Source organism: Dyella sp. (genome assembly GCF_035503745.1).
In the GTDB taxonomy this organism is placed as follows: Bacteria; Pseudomonadota; Gammaproteobacteria; order Xanthomonadales; family Rhodanobacteraceae; genus Dyella_B.
The window spans coordinates 17,865-35,781 of record NZ_DATJTC010000001.1; the positions used below are offsets into that span (position 1 = coordinate 17,865).

The following is a 17,917-nucleotide window of genomic DNA, read 5'->3' on the forward strand; positions in this document are numbered from 1 at the left end:
ACTGCGGCCACATGCCTGTGGGAGCGGTTGATGAGAGACGCCGTCATTGCCATGCCGCGCAGAGTGTTCCAATGGTTTCGCGGGCAATCGCTTCCCGCGAAGGCGGTGGCGCATGAGCCCGTCCGGGATGTGCCGGCGGCAAGTATCCGGTCAGTCGAGCTCGACGCCATCGGCCCGCAGGGCCTGTTCGTCATTGGCGCGGCGCGCAGCGGCACCACGGTGATGCAAAACGCGCTGAACGACTCGCGTGAGATTTTCCTGTTCGGCGAGCCGGTTTTTCATGAGGATCCGGGCACGCCGGATTTTGCCGCGCGCTACAACGGCAAGCATCGCGGTTGGGGCAACCAGGAGAACAAAAGCAGCTTTTGCCCGCCGCTTTTCGAGGGCGATGCGCCGTGGTTCGCTTATCTGTGCCGTCTGGCGGCCATGTATCGCTATGTGGGCAGCAAGCTGGTGGTCAATCCGCATCGGGCGCAGGAGAACTGCCAGGCCATCTTCGACTTCCATTGCCGGTATTTCTATCGCGCGCATTATGTGTTCACGTTCCGCAATCCCATCGATGTACTGATGTCCACGCGCGGACTGGCTCAGCTCAACGGCGACACCGCGGCGGACTACGAGACGGTTTTGCGCAGTTTCGTCCACGTGGCGGGGTTGTACATTCGCATGCTGCGCAATCTTCCCGCCGTCAGCGCGGTTTTTCATGAAAACGTCGGCGAAGCGGTATTCCGCGATCTAGGCCAGGAACTTGGCGTGGATCTCTCGGCGGCCGTGCGCTACTACGATACCCAACGGGTGAGGCACTACACGCTGGATGATATTCCCGCGCCTGTGCGGGGAGCGGCCGAGGCCGTCATCGGTCTCTACGAAAACCTGCGCGAGCAGGCGCTTGCCGGATTCAAATCCATCCAGCTTGAGCAGAATTCCAAACATCTTGACGCGCGGCATTTCACGCCGCTGGGTGCGCTGCAGCGCGAGGTGGAGCAACTGCTCGCGCGGCTTTAACGAATCGGCCCGATCGCGCGGTGGCATCCTGATGCCGCCGCCGCGTTACCGCGGCGGTTTCCGTGGCAGGTCAGCGCTGCGCCTGGCTATGCCAGCGGCGCACCGCTTGGGCAAACGCCAGGCAGTCGGCAAAGCGGTTGTAGAGCGGCGCGGGGGAAATGCGAATGACGTCGGGTTCGCGCCAGTCTCCGATGATGCCGTGGTCGATCAGGTAGTCGAACAGCGCGCGCCCCTGTGCGCGTCCGCCAAGTACGCGAATGGACAGTTGCGAGCCGCGACGTTCGGGTTCCCTTGGCGTGACGATGTCCAGCACGTCCGCGAGCTGGCTGTGCACCAGCCATTCCAGATAGCCGGTAAGCGCCAGCGATTTTTCGCGCAGCCGCGCCATGCCCGCGCGATGGAAGATTTCCAGCGAGATGCGCAGCGGCACCAGGGCGAGGATGGGCGGATTGGAAAGCTGCCAGCCATCGGCGCCAGGCGTGGGCACATAGTGGGGGCCCATCTGGAAGCGCGTGTGCTTGTCGTGCCCCCACCAGCCGGCGAAACGCGGCAGTGTGGAGTGGGCGTGGCGCGCGTGCACGAACGCACCGCCCACGGCGCCGGGACCGCCGTTGAGGTACTTGTAGCTGCACCAGATGGCGAAGTCGGCACCGCTGTCGTGCAGGCGCAACGGCAGGTTGCCCACCGCATGGGCCAGATCGAAGCCGACCGTGCAGCCGTGCTGATGGGCCAGCGCGGTGATGGCCTTGAGGTCGAACGCCTGGCCGGTGCGGTATTGGATGCCGGGCAGCATCACCAGCGCGATGCGCGAGCCATGTTCGGCCAGGGCGCGCTCGATGGCAGCCATGGAGAGGGTGCCGTTCGGCTCGTCGCCCTCCAGCTCGATCAGCGACAGATTCGGGCTGAAACCGTGAAAGCGGATCTGCGATTCGACCGCGTAGCGATCGGTCGGGAACGCGCCCGCCTCGATGAGGACGGCATGGCGATCGGGCGTGGGGCGATAGAAGCTCACCATCATCAGGTGCAGGTTTACGCCCAGCGTGTTCATGGCCACCACTTCTTGTGGCTGCGCACCCACCACTTCGGCGAGGTGATCGCGCACGAACTCGTGGTAGTCCATCCACGGCAGGCGGCCCTTGAAGTGGCCTTCCACGCCAAGCTCGCCCCAGTAGTCCAGTTCCGCATTCAGCGCATCGCGCGTGGCGCGCGGCTGCAAGCCCAGCGAGTTGCCGCAGAAGTAGTGGGCGTCGCCCTGTTCGTACGGCGGGATCAGGAATTCGTCGCGGAACGCACGCAGCGGATCGGCGTCGTCACGGGCCTGGGCCCAGGCTGTGGTGGCTTCGTAGGTTGCGGACATCGGGTATTCCAGCTTTTTTCGATTCGTGCGCTGCCTGGGGTGCGGGGCAGGGGGATGGCGCGCCCGAAGGCAACCGCAGGCGCGCAACCGGTCAGATGTTCAGCGAGCCGGCCAGCGCGCTGCAGCCTTTGTCGAACGCCGCGGCCCAGCCCGCGCCGGCCTGGCTTGAGGTGGGGCGCACGCAGCGCAACTGGATGGCGTGGCCGTTGCGGAACCAGTAGCGCTCGAGGTAGGTGTAGGGCGTACCGCTTTCGGTGGCGGTGTAGACGAAGCTATTCTGGTCACCCGTGGCGCTGCTGCTGGGCTGGTAGTTCTTAAGGTCCTTCGCCTTGTTGACCGCGTTGCTGACGTAGTCGTTGAAATCCTGCAGGTTGGCGATCTGTTTCACGGTGACGGTGACGCGCGCCAAGGTGTCCTTGGCGCTGGGCGAGGGATCGGGTACCTGGAACACGCGCACTTCAGGGTCGCCATCCACTTGCATGATGCCAACCCAATTGGAAGGCGTGCTAAAGCGCACGCTGCCCGAAGCCATGGTCACTTCGTCGGCCTGGGCCACGGCGATGCCGGCCACGGCCAGCACGACGGTCACCATCATGTAGCGCCAAAAATTCATGCGTGCTCCTGAGTCGGTCGATCGGAAACGAAACGGCGATGCGGCAACCCCAGCCATTCCAGCGCGGTGCCGTGGAACAGGCGGGCGCAGTCGGACTCGTCCAGTTGCAGCGCTTCGATGCCGCTGCCTGGCTGCTGTTCCCCCAGCGGGAAAGGATAGTCGGTACCCAGCATCACGCGCTCGACGCCGGTCACATCCAGGAGATAACGCAGCGCCTGCGGATCGTGTACGCAGGAATCGAAGTACAGGCGCTTGAGGTACTCGCGCGGGTTGCGCGGGTTGTCGGTAGCGACCAGGTCCGGGCGCATGCGAAAACCATGTTCGATGCGCCCGATCGTCCACGGAAAGCTGCCGCCGCCATGCGCCAGCATCACGCGCAGTCTGGGCAGGCGCTCAAGCACGCCGCCGAACGACAGGCAGCAGGCCGCGCGCGATTGCTCGGCCGGCATGCCCACCAGCCAGGGCATCCAGTATTTGGGCATGGTCGCCGCGCCCATCATGTCCCACGGATGCACCATCACGGCCGCGCCAAGGTCCGCGGCGGCTTCGAAAAACGCAAACAGTTCCGGCGCGTCCAGATTCCATTCGTTGCAATGCGAGCCGATCTGTACACCGCACAGGCCCAGCTCATCGATGCAGCGCTCCAGCTCGCGAATCGCCAGTTCCGGTGCTTGCAGCGGCACGGTGCCGATGGCTGCGTAGTGCCTGGGATAGTCGCGGCACACCTGCGCCATGTGATCGTTCAAGTGCCGATGCAGCTCCAGCGCCTGGTAGCCCGGCGCCCAGTAGGAGAACAGCACCGGTACGGTGGAGATCACCTGCACGTTCACGCCGAAGCGGGCGTAGTCCTCGATGCGGTACTGCGGATCGAACGACGATTCCCACACCTCGCGGAAAAACTTGCCGTCCTTGTAGATACGATGCCGTCCGTCGCCGTGGATCATCACCGGGAAGGCCTCGTTGCCGTACTTGGCGGCAAGGTTGGGCCAGTCGCGGGGCAGGATATGGGCGTGGGTGTCGATCTTGAGCATTGCCACAGTGTATCGCGTATGGACGCGAGCCACGGTGGCGGGCCGGCGCCGATCAGGGGTGAACCCGCCGCTCCCCTTGCGCCGCCGCCGATTCCTGCGGGCCGCGGCTTACCACGTGCGTGAGGGTGTTGATGTTGTCGGCCAGGCGGTCGCTGATGCGCACCAGTTGCTCGGCCCGCGTGCGGTCGTCGGCCATGGCCAGCAGGGTGGCCAGGCTGCGCTGCAGCTGGCGCAGTTCCGGCGCGGTGGCGGGTACCTGGTTGTCGCGCAGCGCGCTCGCCAGGGCGTGCAATTGGGAGGCCGAGCGGTCGATGAACTGCGTTACCTCCGCTTGCTCGGGCAGGCTGTCGCAGTCATGCAGCAGCGCTTCCAGTGTCATCGCGGTGCGCGCCAGGCGGTTGCTGTTGAGGAACAGCGCGTTGGCCAGGTCCAGCAAGGGCAGCGGGGTGGCGGGTTCGGCCTGCATGCGGTCCAGCGACGCCTGTGCGTTGGTGCGCGCGGTACGCACCCCCGTGCGCGTTTCGCGGTGCGCGTCGCGACGCTCGGGCCGGGCCAGGGCGTGCAGGTACTGGGCATAGGCTTCCAGCATGTCCGAGAGCGCGGCGCGCGCGCGTCCGCGTTCCCAGGTCGGCCACAGCACGTACGCCAGCAGCGCCATGCCGCTGCCCAGCGCGGTATTGATCACCCGATCCATGACCGCCACGTCCGAATGCACGCCTTCGAACGAAAGAAACACCACCACCGTGCCGGTCAGCGCCGCTACCGCGATGCCGTAATGCGCGGTGGCCAGGTAGCGGAACAGCATGCACAGCACCGCCATCAACGCCAGGTGTGCCCACGGATCGTGCGGCGTGATGTACAGCAGTGCGGTAGTCAGCACCAGACCCAGAACCGTACCCACCACGCGCAGTAGGCCGAAGTTGAAGGTGGCGGCAAAATCCGGGCGCAGCACGATCGCCGCCGTCATCGGCAGCCAATAGCCATGCGGCAATTGCCAGATGCGCGACACCAGCAGCGCGGCGCTCAGGCACACCGCACAGCGCAGCGCATGGCGGAACGCGGCCGAACGCACGGTGAGCGATGCCTTCAGCGTGGACAGCGCCGAGCCGCCGCGCAGCGCGCGCGGCAGGCTCATCTCCGCCGCGGCGGCGCGCTGCTCGCCGCGCGCGCCGGCCCAGTTCGCATTGCGTACGGCGGCGGCCAGCTGGCCGGAAAGCGCATGGATGTGGGCGGCCGCGGCATCGGTGCGGGTGCTACGGTCCAGCAGGGCGCGCTCGCTGGCCTGCAGGGTTTGCAATGCGCGCGTGGCCTGATCGGGAGAGTCGCCGCTTTCCAGCGCGTCGGCGATCGCGCTCAGCACGCGCTCGGCATCCTGGCGGAACATGGCATGGATGGACGCGGCGCTGTGCATCTCGGCCATGGCGACCAGTTCCAGGCGAATGCGCTCGGCCAGTTCCAGCAACGCGGCGAAGGCTTCCATCGCGCGTCCGCGCGCATGGTGGCGGCCCAGCAGCGTGTGTTGCAACGTGGTCATCGACTCGGTGAGCGCGGGCGCGACCGATTGATCCTGCGCGTATTCCCGGGCGAGCGAGGCAAGCTCGCGATACACCGTCGCCAGCGCCTGACGCTCCGGGCGATAGCGGTTCAGCGGCCACGCGGCGACGGAAAACAGCGCCAACAGCAAGCCGCCGGCGAAAATCAGCGCGGCGCCGTCCAGCGCATGATCGAGGGTAGTGGGCGTGGCCGCGGTGATCACCAGCAGGATCATGCTGGTCATGCCCACGCGTGCGATGTCGGTACCGAACACCACCAGCAAGCCGCCGAAAAAGCCGAACACCATGGTAGCGAGCGTGATCGGCAGCAGATCGCCGCCGAGCAGGAATCCGCACAGCGAAGCGAGCCCGGCGGCCAGCGACGCAAGCAGCAGCTGCCACAGGCGTTGGCGATAGGGGCCGGGCTGGTCGGAGAACATCGTGTCCAGCGCGCCCGCGCCGATGGCCAGCCCCGCTTGCGGATGGCCGGTCAGCATGCCCGCTGCCAGCGGCAGCACCACCGCGGCGGTATTGCGCAGCACCACCCACGCCGGCACGTCCGGCCGCTTGGTGGTGGTCAGGCTTTGCAGCACGCTGGCGCGTAGCGAGTAAGCGCGGGTGGACATGGCGGGGAACGATGCCGACGATGCGTCGATTCTGCATCATCGGCGCCACCGCTGTCCCTATATACAGATACCAAAACGGCGTCGCCCGATGGCGGCGCCGCATGCATGTATTGGCGCAGGGGACTCAGGCGCGGCCAGCGAATTCGCCGGTCAGCGTATTGACCCACACCTTCTCGTCGTTGGTGATGTATTCAGGCACCTGGATCTCGATGCCGGTGCTGAGCTTGGCCGGCTTGGTGCGCTTGGTGGCGCTGGCACCTTTCAGTTCGGGGGCGGTGTCCACGACGGTAAGCATTACGCTGGTGGGCACCTGCAGGCCGACCGGCGCGTCGTCGATCACCTGCACGTAGTAACCCTCGACGCTTTCCACGATGTAGCCCGCGTTGTCGCCGATCAGCTCGGCGTCGAGCGTGTACTGGGTGTAATCCTCCGCGTCCATGAACACGTAGGCTTCGCCGTCCATGTACGAGAAGTTGGCGGCGCGGCGCACCAGATCCATTTCCTTCAGGTCGTCATCGGCACGCAGGCTCAGGTCGAACTTGCGGCCGCCCGGGATCGAATACAGCGTAAAGCGGAAGGTGACGTTGCCGCCACGCGCGGTGGGCGAGCTGCGCTCGATGTCGCGCACCTGGTAGACGGTGCCTTCGTGTTCGACCACGTTGCCTTTCTTGACGTCGGAAGCTTTCATGGATGTAAGCCGATGTAGTGGTGTTGGGGTTGCGCCATTGCGGCGTGCCGCAATGGCGGTGAGGCTGGTCGCGGCGGTGCCTTTGGGAGCGCAGGGTTACTTCGGCTGCAACCGCACTGCGCCATCCAGGCGGATCGTCTCGCCGTTGATGTAGCGGTTGCCGAGAATGAAAGCCACGGTAGTGGCAAATTCGTCCGGCTTGCCCAGGCGCGAAGGGAAGGGGATCGATGCCGACAGCGATTCCTGCACCTGCGGCGGCATGCCATCGACCATCGGCGTCCAGAAAATGCCGGGCGCAATCGTCGCCACGCGGATGCCAAAGCGCGACAGTTCGCGCGCCATCGGCAGCGTCATGCCGACCACGCCGCCCTTGGAGGCCGAATACGCGGCCTGGCCGATCTGGCCTTCGAACGCGGCCACGCTGGCGGTATTGACGATCACGCCGCGCTCGCCGTCTTCGCCCGCCTCGTTGTGCTGCATCAGCGCGGCGCCGGCCTTGGCCACGTTGAAGCTGCCGACCAGGTTCACCATCACGGTGCTGGCGAAGGTGCCCAGCGGCATCGGACCTTCCTTGCCCAGCATGCGGCCCGCGCCCAGGATGCCGGCGCAGTTGATCACCACATTGAGGCCGCCCATCGCATCGCGCGCGGCGGCGACGTTGCCGGACACCCCGTCTTCGGAGGTGACGTCGGTGCGGAAGAAGCGCGCATTGCCGCCCAGCGCCTTGGCCGCTTCCTGGCCCTTGTCCTCGTTGACGTCGAACAGGGTGACCTGGCCGCCGTTCGCTACCAGGTGCTGTGCTACCGCATGGCCGAGACCGGAAGCACCGCCGGTGATGATTGCCTTGACCTGATTGAGCTGCATGGGATGCCTCGGGAGGGAATGTAAAAACCGCAATGGTAGCGCACCGGCTTGGCGGGACGCCTCGGCGTCGCCGGGGCCTGAACGTGAAATCTTGCTGCGGCGAAGTGTTCACGGCGCATTCGGCATGCTGTCGCGAAGCTGACAGGCCCGTCGCGGCGATGATCCCGTGTGCGGTGGCAGGCAAATCAATGGATTACGGTAAGGAGTACATCATGAAGAAGCAGTTGGGAGCGATCATCCTGTGCGGCGCGATCGTGGCGTCGCCGCAATATGCGTTGGCCCAGGCGTACCGGCCGGGACCGCCACCGCCGTCACCGCCGGCATCGAAATATCACGGCATGTACGACCAGGGGCGCCATGAGGGCTGGTATCGCAAGGGCGGGCACGTGCCGGCTTCCTATCGCGGCAGCCGCTACGTGGTCAGCGATTGGAAGCGCTACCGCCTCAAGCCGCCGCCGCGCGGCTACCAGTACATCCGCAGCGATAACGGCGACTTTCTGTTGGCGGCGATCGCCACCGGCACGATTCTCAGCATCATTGCCGCCGGTCACTGACGGCGGATGAACCAGGGCCAGGCATGCAGTGCGTGCCTGGCCTTGGGGTTGATTCACGCGCCGGGCACGCGCTTTAACCATTGAAGCAGCTCAGGCGATGCGGCCAACGACGAAAACGCTTGCAGCGGCGTTGGTGGATTCGTGGGCGCTTGCAGCTGTTTCTGCCATACGCCCACGTCCCACCACTGTCCGGCTTTGTGGCCGGCCTTGCGCCATACGCCGGCCGCCGTAAAACCCATCGCTTCGTGCAGCGCGACGCTCACCTCGCCGGGCAGGGTGATCACGCCCATGGCCTGGTTGATGCCCTGCAGGGTCATCACCTGCAGCAAGGTGTCATACAAGCGGCGCGCAATGCCACGGCGACGCGCATCGGTGTGCACGTAGATCGAGGTTTCGGCGATCCAGTCGTATGCGGCGCGTTCGCGAAAGCGCGTGGCGTAGGCATAGGCCAGCACCTGGCCATGTTCTTCCCACACCAGCCAGGGATACTGCTGCAGGCGCGCAAGGATGCGCTGGCGCATGGCCTCGACGCCGGGCAGCTCGGTTTCGAACGTGATCGCGCTATGGGTGACGGCGGGCGCGTAGATGGCGTGGATGGCAGCGGCATCCTCGGCGCGGGCGATGCGGATCATTTCATGTATTTCCAGTTGCGTTGCTTGCCTTCGGCGAGCCATTCCAGTGCCGTGTCCATACGCCTTTGGCGGGTGGCATCGGTTTTGGCCTCGGTGATCCAATCGATGTATTCGCGTTGCGCGCTGGGGCTGAACGCTTCGTAGGTCTTGCGCGCGGCAGCGCGCTTGTTGAGCAGCGCCGCAAAATCGGCGGGCAGGATGGGCGGTGGTTTGGGCGCGCTTGCCGGGCGCGGTTTCTTGATGCCGGCATCGTTCAGTGCCATTGCCTTGCGTATATAACCGGTCAGCTCGCGCTTGCCGGGCAGATCCTTGATGCTGAGGATCTTGCCGAACTGGCCCATGCCTTGCTCGGCCTGTGTGCCCGTCACATCCTTGCGCTGCCAGAAGCCGAAGCTGCAGTGCTGCTTGAACGCGGCCATCGAACACATCATTGCGCCGCGATAATCGAAGTGCGGAAAACCCCATTTGATGGTTTCTTCCGCTTCCGGACATGCGCTGTGCACCACCATGCGAATGTGCTCCAGGATGGGCCGCGCGAAGTCGGCGGATTTGGCGATGTAGGCATCCACGCGCGGATCGCGGCTGGCCATGGCAACCTCGTCAAAGATCCAGGATGAAGAAACGGTCGCAGCTGAAGTGGCCGGTGCCGCCCATCGGTGCATTCAGCGGCACGAACCCGTGCTTGCGGTACAGCGACTGGGCGGCATCCATGCCGGTCAGGGTTTCAAGATAACAGCGTTTGAAGCCGAAGCCGCGCGCCGCATCCAGGCAGTGCCGCATCACCGCGGCGCCGGCGCCGATGCCGCGCGCTTGGGGCAGAAAGTACATCTTGCGCAGTTCGCAGACGTCTTCGGCGGCGCCTTCCAACTGCGCCACGCCGCCGCCGCCGAGTACGATGCCATCGCATTGGACCACGAAATACGCGCTGCGCGGCTGTGTGTAAGCGGCATGCATATTGTCCACTTCGGCGTCGTGAATGGCGAAGCCCGGGCCGTCGGCGCCAAATTCGGGCATGACGGCGCGAATGACGCCGGCGACCGCCGCGTCGTCGCGCGGCTCGATGGGGCGGATCACGAATTCGGACATACGGCGCTGGCTCAAGGGGAGTTCACCAGCGTAACGACCTTGCGGGCCGGCGCAAGATGCCGATGGTCAGGCCGCCGACATGGTGCGCGCTTTGGTCACGCGGCTGGCCGTGGGCTTGTTGAGCTGTGTGGCGAGCCACGCGCCGGTCGCGACGAGCAGGTCCAGGTTCACGCCGGTCTGCATGCCCATGCCGTGCAGCATGTAGACCACGTCCTCGCTGGCGACGTTGCCGGTGGCGCCTTTTGCATATGGACAGCCGCCGGTGCCGGACACGGCGCTATCGACCACGCGCACGCCTTCCTCCAGGCAGGACAGGATGTTGGCCAGCGCCTGGCCGTAGGTGTCGTGGAAGTGCACCGACAGCGCATGGATCGGCACTTCCTGCGCCACCGCGCGCAACATCGCACGCGCCTTGGCGGGCGTCCCGACACCGATGGTGTCGCCGAGCGAGATTTCGTAGCAGCCCATCTCGTACAGGCGTTTGGCGACGCTGACCACGTCGGCCACCGGCACCTCGCCCTGGTACGGGCAGCCCAGCACGGTGGACACGTAGCCACGCACCTTCACGCCATCGGCCTTGGCGCTGTCCATCACCGGCTGGAAGCGCACCAGCGAATCGGCGATGGTCGCGTTGATGTTGGCGCGGTTGAACGCCTCGGAGGCCGCGGTGAACACCGACACTTCCTGCGCGCCCGCCTCGCGCGCGGCGCGATAGCCTTGTTCGTTGGGCACCAGCACCGGATAACTTACACCCGGCACCTTGCGAATGTGGCGGAACACTTCGTCCGCATCGGCCAACTGCGGCACCCAGCGCGCGCTGACGAAGCTGGTCGCCTCGATGGTCTTGAGCCCTGTCGAGGAAAGCCGGTCGATCAGCGCGATCTTGACCTCCGGCGGCAGCAGCGTCTTCTCGTTCTGCAGGCCGTCGCGGGCGCCGACTTCGACGATGCGTACGAAATGGGAAGTATCCATGAGCATCCGGTTACGGCTCGGAAAGCGGGCGGGGTCGCCGCACGGGCAGGATGGGCGGGAGCATGGATGCCGCGCGCAGGCTGCGAACGCGCGCCGCGATCGCCCATGGCGCCATCGCGATGGATACTGCCAGGTACATCCACGCTTGCGTTGCCATACCTACCCACGCCAGGAAGCCGATGACGAAGTCTTCTATTTATCGGGTAATTAATTTGTAAAACGCACCAGAACCGCGTCCGCCTCGACGAATTGGCCCTGCGCGGCACTCACGCTTTCAATGGTGCCCGAGCGCGGGGCCTTCAAGGCAAGCTCCATTTTCATCGCTTCCATGACCAGGATTTCCTGGCCTTCTTCCACCTTATCGCCTGCCTTGGCTTTTACTAAAACGATGCGGCCGGGCATCGGCGCGATGATCTGATTGCCGCCGCCGCCTTCTTTCGACTCCCAGGCGAACGCGGCGGCGCGCGCGAAGGCGTAGCGTTGGCCGCAGGCGTCGTGCAGCAGCACGCGATCGCCGAAGGCGCGCGCGGCGAGCCGTACGCCTTCGGCGTTCAGGCGTGCGCTGAGTACCCCGTGCTGGAGGCGCGCGCCTTGCACTTGGCCTTGCGACGGGCCGTGCTGCAGTTGGTAGTCGCCGTCATGGCCATGCGCTTCGATTTCGTAACGCTGGTCGCGCGACGCCAGCGCCACGATGCGCTTGCCGGCATGACCGATGCGCCACGCATCGGCGCGCGACCACGGCGAGTAAGGATCGGAAGTGGACGAGGCGGCGGCGACCACGGCGCCTTCGTCGTACAGCAGCGCGGCAGTGGCGGCGGCGAACAGCACCGCTTCGGGTACGGCGGCGTCGCCGGTTAGGAATTGGTCAAGATGGCGGTCCAGGTAACCGGTGTCGATGCGGCCTTCGACTACCACCGGATGGCGCGCCAGCCGTTCCAGGAAGGCGATGTTGGATTTGGGCCCCACGATCTCGCATTCGGCCAGCGCCTCGCGCAGGCGCTGCAGCGCCTGCGTGCGGTCGGTGTCATGGACGATCAGCTTGGCGATCATCGGGTCGTAGAAAATCGTGACGGTGTCGCCTTCGATCACTCCGCCATCCAGGCGCACATGCCGCGACGGTGCCGGTAGCTTGAGCACGCGCAGCTTGCCCGAGCCGGGCAGGAAATTCTGGTCCGGATCCTCGGCGTACAGCCGCACCTCGATCGCGTGGCCGTGCGCCTGCACTTGCTCCTGCCGCAACGGCAGCGCCTCGCCAGCTGCGATGCGCAGCTGCCATTCGACCAGGTCAAGCCCAAGCGTTTCTTCGGTGACCGGGTGCTCCACCTGCAGGCGCGTGTTCATTTCCATGAAGAAGAACGTGCCGTCCTGGCCGACGATGAATTCCACCGTACCCGCGCCCACGTAATCGACCGCCCTGGCCGCGGCGACCGCCGCCTCGCCCATGGCCCTGCGGCGCTCGGGGTTGAGGAAAGGCGAGGGCGTTTCTTCCAGCACTTTCTGGTAGCGGCGCTGCGCGGAGCATTCGCGCTCGTTCAGATGGATGATGTTGCCATGCGTATCGCCGAACACCTGGAATTCGATGTGGCGCGGATGCTCCACATAGCGCTCCAGGATCACGCGCGTGTCGCCGAAGGAACTGGCCGCCTCGCGTTGCGCCGAGGCGAGCGCGTCGGCAAATTCCTTTTCTCCGCGCACGATGCGCATGCCCTTGCCGCCGCCGCCCGCCGCCGCCTTGATCATCAGCGGAAAGCCGGTCTTGCGTGCTTGTTCGGCAAGGAATGCGGGCTCCTGGTTGTCGCCGTGATAGCCCGGCACCAGCGGCACCTGGTGGCGCTCCATGAGCGCCTTGGCCGCTGCCTTCGATCCCATGGCGTCGATGCTTTCCGGGCGCGGGCCGATGAAGACGACGCCCGCATCGCTGCAGGCGCGCGCGAAGCCGGTGTTTTCCGACAGGAAGCCATAGCCGGGATGGATTGCCTGCGCGCCGGATTTTTTTGCGACCTCCAGGATCGCCTCGCCGCGCAGGTAGGAATCGGCCGGGCGCGGGCCGCCGATCGGCCAGGCTTCGTCGGCCAGGCGTACGTGCTGCGCGTCTTTGTCGGCTTGCGAATAGACGGCGATGGTGTGGACCCCTAAGCGCCGGCAGGTGCGGATGACACGGCAGGCAATCTCGCCGCGGTTGGCAATCAGTACGCGCTCGAACATGCGAGATCCTTGCGGGTGATACGACGGCTGCAAAGCCTGTAAAACTATCAGATTCGTACGCGTTAGCCGATGCGCGGCGCAGCATGGCGCCGGGCGCGGGTGTGGTTCATTCGCCGTCCCAGTAGTCCAGCGAATCCTCGGGCCGGCCGATCACGCGAACCTGCCGCGGCAGCGGTTTTCCGGATGGATCGCCCGATGCAGACGCAAGGTACTTGCCCGAGTCGGGGTATTCGCAGATGTCCACGTCCGACTCGGTACTCACGGCAAGATAACGAAGTTCCGCCTCGCCGGTGTTGATGATCTGGTGCGCCGTTTCCGGGCCGCCGGTGGGGCAGGCGATGACATCGCCCGCGCGCAGCGGGTAGCGCGCGTCGCCGTAGCGCAGCTCGCCGGTGCCTTGCAGGATGAAGAACATTTCCTCGTCCACGCGATGACTGTGGAACGGGCAACTGGTTTTGCCCGGCGCCACGGCGGTGAGGTTGTAGCCGAGCTTGCGCGCGCCGATCCGGCTGGCGATCTTGCCCCGGCGGATATCGTAATACTGCGCGTTCGCGCCCTTGGGCGCGCGATCGGCGGCAGGTGTTTGGAGCACTACTTCATCGAGGTTGAGCACCGGCTTGGTCATGACGACTCCAGAGGTTTCAAGTGTTGGCGCTCCATGCGGGCGCGCGTTTGTCGAGAAAGGCGCCCAGGCCTTCCTGGCCTTCGGCCGAGACACGCAACCGTGCGATCAACGCCGCGTTGTCGCGGTCGATGCGTACGGCCGCTTCCTCGGTGAAGCCGTGCATGCCAAATGCCAGCCGCTTGGCTTCGTGCTGCGCCACCGGGCCGGCCTTGGCCAATTGCTTGAGCACGCCGTGCACGGTGTCGTCGAGCATGTCCGCCGGCACCGCCTGATGCAACAGACCCATGCGCGCGGCGGTGTCGGCATCGAACACTTCGCCGGTAAGGAACAGCCGGCGCGCATTGCGCAAGCCGATCGCGGCGATCACATATGGCGAAATCACCGCCGGCACCAGGCCAAGTTTCACTTCGGTGAGGCCGAATTTGGCGCTATCCACGCCGATGGCGATGTCGCAGCACGCGACCAGCCCCACGCCGCCGCCGTAGGCCGCGCCATTGACCCGCGCGATGGTGGGCTTGGGCAGAAATTGCAGCGTGCGCATCAGCTGGGCCAGGCGCAGCGAGTCGTCGCGGTTCTCGGCTTCGCCGGCCTTGGCCATGCCGCGCATCCAGTGGAGGTCCGCGCCGGCGGAAAAACTTGCGCCCACGCCCGTAAGCACCACCACGCGCACGGCCGGGTCGGCAGCTGCCGCCTCCAGCGCGGCGGTGAGATCGGCGATCAGGCGGTCGTCGAAGGCGTTGTGGACCTCCGGGCGATTCAGGCGAAGCTCGCGGATGCCGCTGTGGTCGGCGATTTGGACGGCGCAGGTCATGGGGGGAATCCTGGGAAGCAAACGCGGGCATCTTAACTATTGCCGGGCAAAGATGACGGTTCCACTGCACTACATGCGAAAAGTGGATACAATGCGAACTATTCTTATTTAGAAAGCTGGCAACCGTGCGCCTGTCCGATCTGCCGAAAGGTGCTTCCGCTGTGGTTGAACGAGTCGAAGATAGCCATCCCGACGACCTGATCGCGCAACGCCTGCGCGATCTGGGCTTTGTCGAGGGCGAGCAGGTGCGCCTGGTGGCGCGTGGGCCGATCGGTGCCGATCCCTTGCTGGTGCAGATCGGCTCGACCCGTTTTGCGTTGCGTCGTGCGGAAGCGGCCAGGGTCAGCGTGCGGGCGCAGGAGGTCGCATGAGCGCCGATACGCTGCGCATTGCCCTGGTCGGCAATCCCAATTGCGGCAAGACCGCGCTGTTCAACCAGCTCACCGGCGGCCGCCAGAAGGTGGCCAATTACGCCGGCGTCACGGTGGAGCGCAAGGAAGGGCGCTTTACCGCACCGTCGGGCCGCGTGCTGCAGATCCTGGACCTGCCCGGCACCTACAGCTTCGATGCGGCCAGCCCCGACGAGCAGATCACCCGCGACGTGCTGGAAGGCAATTACCCGGGCGAGGCGGCGCCGGATTTGATCGTCTGCGTGGCCGATGCCACCAACCTGCGCTTGCATCTGCGCTTCGTGCTTGAAGTGAAGCGGCTCGGCCGCCCGGTGGTGCTGGCCTTGAACATGATGGATACCGCGCGCCGTCGCGGCATCGAGATCGACGTGCCCGAGCTGCAGCGTCGCCTGGGCCTGCCGGTGGTGGAAACCATCGCGGTCAAGCGCGGCGGCGCACGCGCGCTGATCGAGCGCGTGGACGGCGAAGTGCCCGAAGCGGCGCCCGCGCAGCCCGATGACCCGATCAGCCGCGCAGACCTGCATGCGCAGGTGCGCGAGTTGCTCGCCGCCACCGTGCGCATGCCGCGCGCCACCGACGCGCTGGACGATGCGCTCGATCGCTGGGCGCTGCATCCGGTGTTCGGGCTGATGATTCTTGCCGTGGTGATGTTTCTGGTATTTCAGGCGGTGTATTCGTTCGGCAAGCCGATGAGCGACCTGATCGGCGACGGCTTCGACTGGCTGGGCGCGCAGCTTGGCGTGTGGTTGCCGGAAGGGCCGCTGCGCGGCTTGCTGAAAGATGGCATCTGCACGGGCCTGGGCACGGTGCTGGGCTTTCTGCCGGAAATCCTGGTGTTGTTCTTCTTCATCCTCACGCTGGAGGAATCGGGCTATTTGCCCCGCGCGGCCTTCCTGCTCGATCGCCTGATGCTGGGCGTGGGGCTGACCGGGCGTTCCTTCATTCCGCTGCTTTCCAGCTTCGCCTGCGCCATTCCCGGCATCATGGGCACGCGCAGCATCCAGGATCCGCGCGATCGCCTCACCACCATCCTGGTGGCGCCGCTGATGACGTGCTCGGCGCGGTTGCCGGTGTATGCGCTGCTGATCGGTGCGTTCATTCCCATGCATCGCGTGCTGGGTATTTTCAATCTGCAGGGGCTGGTGCTGTTTGCGTTGTACGTGGCCGGCATCGGCGGCGCCATGCTGGTGGGTTGGGTGATCAAGCACCTGCACCGCGACCGCAGCGAGCACGCCTTGCTGATGGAACTGCCCGCCTATCGCATGCCGCAGCCGCGCGACGTGGCGATCGGCCTGTACGAGCGCAGCGCGATCTTCCTCAAGCGCCTGACCGGCGTGATACTGGCGCTGACGATCCTGATGTGGTTCATCTCCACCTTCCCATCGCCGCCGGCCGGCGCGACCGGGCCCGCGATCGACTACAGCATTGCCGGTTATCTTGGCCGTGGCCTGCAGTACATCTTCGCGCCGCTGGGTTTCAACTGGCAGATCAGCCTGTCGCTGATTCCGGCCTTCGCGGCGCGCGAAACCGCCGTGGCGGCGCTGGCGACCGTGTATGCGGTGGCCGGTGGCGATGCGCAGGGTAGCGGGTTGGCGCATGCGCTGACGACGAACTTCTCGCTGGCTTCCGCGCTGTCGCTGCTGGTGTGGTTTGCGTTCGCGCCGCAGTGCATGTCCACGCTGGCGGTGATCCGCCGCGAAACCAATTCGTGGCGCAACGTCGCCATATCCTTCAGCTACATGTTCGCGGTCGCTTACGCGGCGTCGTTGATCACTTATCAGGTGACGAGGCTGTTCCTGTGAGTACGAGTCTGCTTGTCCAGTACGTGGTGATCGGCGTGGCGGTGTTCGCCAGCGCGCTGTATGCGTTGCGCAAGCTCGCGCCGCAATTGACCAATCGCTGGCTGGCCGCGGCATCGATCCGTTTCAGCCAACCCGGGCACGCGGCCTGGCTGCGCGGCGTCGGCCGCCATCTGCAACCCAAGCAGGCCACCGGCAACTGCAGCGACGGCTGCAGCACCTGCGGCGCTTGCGGCCCCAAGCCGCCGGCTGCGGCGCATTCGGATGTACGTCCGCTGGAATTTCGCCCGCGCGCCAAGTAATGCCCTAGCGGCAACGCTCTGCAACCCGGACAGGCCGCCGGCCATGGCGGTGACAGTGACAGGGCGGGGTGACGCGATTCGGGGCAGAAGGCGTCGGCGTTGCGCGCTGGCGGCCTGTAGGCGGTCGGCGCGGAATAGAGGTGGTGTAAACCCCGTGCCCGGTCTCTAGCGAAGGCACATCTCCCACTTGGCTATCCGGCGAAGGCGCATGTGCCGTGCCCGGTCTCCATGGCTTGCGGTTCCTTGCGTTTTAGCGGCTCATGCCGTCCGGTGCCCCGTTTCCGGGGCGTCAGCCGCCTGGCATATCGCGAAAATCCGGCGCCAGCCGGCCGATATGTCCGCGGTTGGCCTTTTCGTTACGAAAGAATACGACAGGACTTGCAAGGCGTATTTGTTTTCGAATACTGTTGGTTTGCCGTTTTGAAACATTTCGATTTGCATCATATCTTGTCGGAAGCTTATGCCTGCCCAGCCCGTCCGGGATGTCCTCACCATCGAATCGTTGTGCGCGGCGTCGCTTGGCGAGCCGGCCCGGCTGGGTTGTGCCGGCACCTTGCGGGACATCCCGCGGCCGCCGGCCTGCCGGCGCAATGCGGCGGCCACGCTGCCTGGCGTCGAGGTTCGCGCGCTGTTGCGGGATCTGATCGCCCAGCGGCAGCGGCATGCCGGGCCAACTGACTTGGACGGTTGTATCGATGCCGGCGAGCGTCTCGCACTCGGCCAGCGAGACGGTGCGCGCGGTGGAAACGTTCGCGATCCATCGCGAAGCGGGGCACGCATGACAACGCCGCTTGCTGCGATGACG

19 protein-coding genes are annotated in these 17,917 nt (G+C 65.6%); 5 read left to right on the top strand and 14 right to left on the bottom strand.

What is annotated here, in order from left to right:
* Positions 1 to 30: 30 nt before the first annotated feature.
* Positions 31 to 1,005: a sulfotransferase gene (locus tag VME63_RS00100; protein ID WP_325428980.1), complete on the top strand. Its 975-nt coding sequence runs from the start codon at positions 31 to 33 to the stop codon at positions 1,003 to 1,005.
* Between the two features lie 70 nt (positions 1,006 to 1,075).
* On the opposite strand, the gene kynU is transcribed toward VME63_RS00100, so the two are convergent.
* The 6 genes from kynU to VME63_RS00130 all read right to left on the bottom strand — a co-directional run bounded on the left by kynU (position 1,076) and on the right by VME63_RS00130 (position 7,716).
* The gene (kynU, locus tag VME63_RS00105) at positions 1,076 to 2,362 is read right to left on the bottom strand and encodes a kynureninase (protein WP_325428982.1); all 1,287 of its coding nucleotides are present in this window, start codon (positions 2,360 to 2,362) and stop codon (positions 1,076 to 1,078) included.
* Positions 2,363 to 2,453: 91 nt separating this feature from the next.
* On the bottom strand, positions 2,454 to 2,975 hold the full coding sequence (locus tag VME63_RS00110) for a hypothetical protein (protein ID WP_325428984.1): 522 nt from the start codon (positions 2,973 to 2,975) through the stop codon (positions 2,454 to 2,456).
* The gene (locus VME63_RS00115; protein WP_325428986.1) at positions 2,972 to 4,006 is read right to left on the bottom strand and encodes an amidohydrolase family protein; all 1,035 of its coding nucleotides are present in this window, start codon (positions 4,004 to 4,006) and stop codon (positions 2,972 to 2,974) included. The genes VME63_RS00110 and VME63_RS00115 overlap by 4 nt, the downstream gene beginning before the upstream one ends.
* Positions 4,007 to 4,058: 52 nt before the next feature.
* Positions 4,059 to 6,164, bottom strand: coding sequence for an FUSC family protein (locus tag VME63_RS00120; protein ID WP_325428988.1), 2,106 nt, complete (start codon positions 6,162 to 6,164; stop codon positions 4,059 to 4,061).
* Positions 6,165 to 6,288: 124 nt separating this feature from the next.
* On the bottom strand, positions 6,289 to 6,852 hold the full coding sequence (gene yeiP, locus VME63_RS00125; protein ID WP_325428990.1) for an elongation factor P-like protein YeiP: 564 nt from the start codon (positions 6,850 to 6,852) through the stop codon (positions 6,289 to 6,291).
* Positions 6,853 to 6,948: 96 nt separating this feature from the next.
* Complete coding sequence (locus VME63_RS00130; protein WP_325428992.1) at positions 6,949 to 7,716, bottom strand: SDR family NAD(P)-dependent oxidoreductase; 768 nt, start codon at positions 7,714 to 7,716, stop codon at positions 6,949 to 6,951.
* 212 nt (positions 7,717 to 7,928) lie between these two features.
* On the opposite strand from VME63_RS00130, the gene VME63_RS00135 reads away from it, so the two are divergent.
* On the top strand, positions 7,929 to 8,270 hold the full coding sequence (locus VME63_RS00135) for an RcnB family protein (RefSeq protein ID WP_325428994.1): 342 nt from the start codon (positions 7,929 to 7,931) through the stop codon (positions 8,268 to 8,270).
* Positions 8,271 to 8,323: 53 nt separating this feature from the next.
* On the opposite strand, the gene VME63_RS00140 is transcribed toward VME63_RS00135, so the two are convergent.
* The 7 genes from VME63_RS00140 to VME63_RS00170 all read right to left on the bottom strand — a co-directional run bounded on the left by VME63_RS00140 (position 8,324) and on the right by VME63_RS00170 (position 14,601).
* Positions 8,324 to 8,902, bottom strand: coding sequence for a GNAT family N-acetyltransferase (locus tag VME63_RS00140; protein WP_325428996.1), 579 nt, complete (start codon positions 8,900 to 8,902; stop codon positions 8,324 to 8,326).
* Positions 8,899 to 9,492, bottom strand: a complete 594-nt coding sequence (locus VME63_RS00145; protein ID WP_325428998.1) for a YdeI/OmpD-associated family protein — start codon at positions 9,490 to 9,492, stop codon at positions 8,899 to 8,901. Before VME63_RS00145 ends, VME63_RS00140 begins: the two co-directional genes overlap by 4 nt.
* Positions 9,493 to 9,502: 10 nt before the next feature.
* Positions 9,503 to 9,988 (bottom strand): GNAT family N-acetyltransferase, encoded by a 486-nt coding sequence (locus VME63_RS00150; protein ID WP_325429035.1) that lies wholly within the window; start codon positions 9,986 to 9,988, stop codon positions 9,503 to 9,505.
* A 66-nt stretch (positions 9,989 to 10,054) separates the two neighbouring features.
* Complete coding sequence (locus VME63_RS00155; protein ID WP_325429000.1) at positions 10,055 to 10,960, bottom strand: hydroxymethylglutaryl-CoA lyase; 906 nt, start codon at positions 10,958 to 10,960, stop codon at positions 10,055 to 10,057.
* A gap of 207 nt (positions 10,961 to 11,167) precedes the next feature.
* Positions 11,168 to 13,165, bottom strand: coding sequence for an acetyl/propionyl/methylcrotonyl-CoA carboxylase subunit alpha (locus VME63_RS00160; RefSeq protein ID WP_325429002.1), 1,998 nt, complete (start codon positions 13,163 to 13,165; stop codon positions 11,168 to 11,170).
* 106 nt (positions 13,166 to 13,271) lie between these two features.
* Entirely contained in the window at positions 13,272 to 13,790 is a 519-nt protein-coding gene (locus VME63_RS00165; RefSeq protein WP_325429004.1) for a cupin domain-containing protein, read from the bottom strand.
* Between the two features lie 16 nt (positions 13,791 to 13,806).
* Positions 13,807 to 14,601, bottom strand: a complete 795-nt coding sequence (locus VME63_RS00170) for an enoyl-CoA hydratase-related protein (protein WP_325429006.1) — start codon at positions 14,599 to 14,601, stop codon at positions 13,807 to 13,809.
* 125 nt (positions 14,602 to 14,726) lie between these two features.
* Between VME63_RS00170 and VME63_RS00175 the strand changes: the two genes are divergently transcribed.
* Genes VME63_RS00175 through VME63_RS00185 form a run of 3 tightly spaced genes read left to right on the top strand, consistent with a single transcriptional unit; the run spans position 14,727 to position 17,112 of the window.
* On the top strand, positions 14,727 to 14,972 hold the full coding sequence (locus VME63_RS00175) for a FeoA family protein (protein WP_325429008.1): 246 nt from the start codon (positions 14,727 to 14,729) through the stop codon (positions 14,970 to 14,972).
* Positions 14,969 to 16,813: a ferrous iron transporter B gene (gene feoB, locus VME63_RS00180; RefSeq protein WP_325429010.1), complete on the top strand. Its 1,845-nt coding sequence runs from the start codon at positions 14,969 to 14,971 to the stop codon at positions 16,811 to 16,813. Before VME63_RS00175 ends, feoB begins: the two co-directional genes overlap by 4 nt.
* Positions 16,810 to 17,112, top strand: coding sequence for a DUF6587 family protein (locus VME63_RS00185; RefSeq protein WP_325429012.1), 303 nt, complete (start codon positions 16,810 to 16,812; stop codon positions 17,110 to 17,112). The genes feoB and VME63_RS00185 overlap by 4 nt, the downstream gene beginning before the upstream one ends.
* 289 nt (positions 17,113 to 17,401) lie before the next feature.
* Here the strand turns inward: VME63_RS00185 and VME63_RS00190 are convergent, their stop codons facing one another.
* On the bottom strand, positions 17,402 to 17,776 hold the full coding sequence (locus VME63_RS00190) for a hypothetical protein (RefSeq protein WP_325429014.1): 375 nt from the start codon (positions 17,774 to 17,776) through the stop codon (positions 17,402 to 17,404).
* Between the last annotated feature and the right edge of the window lie 141 nt (positions 17,777 to 17,917).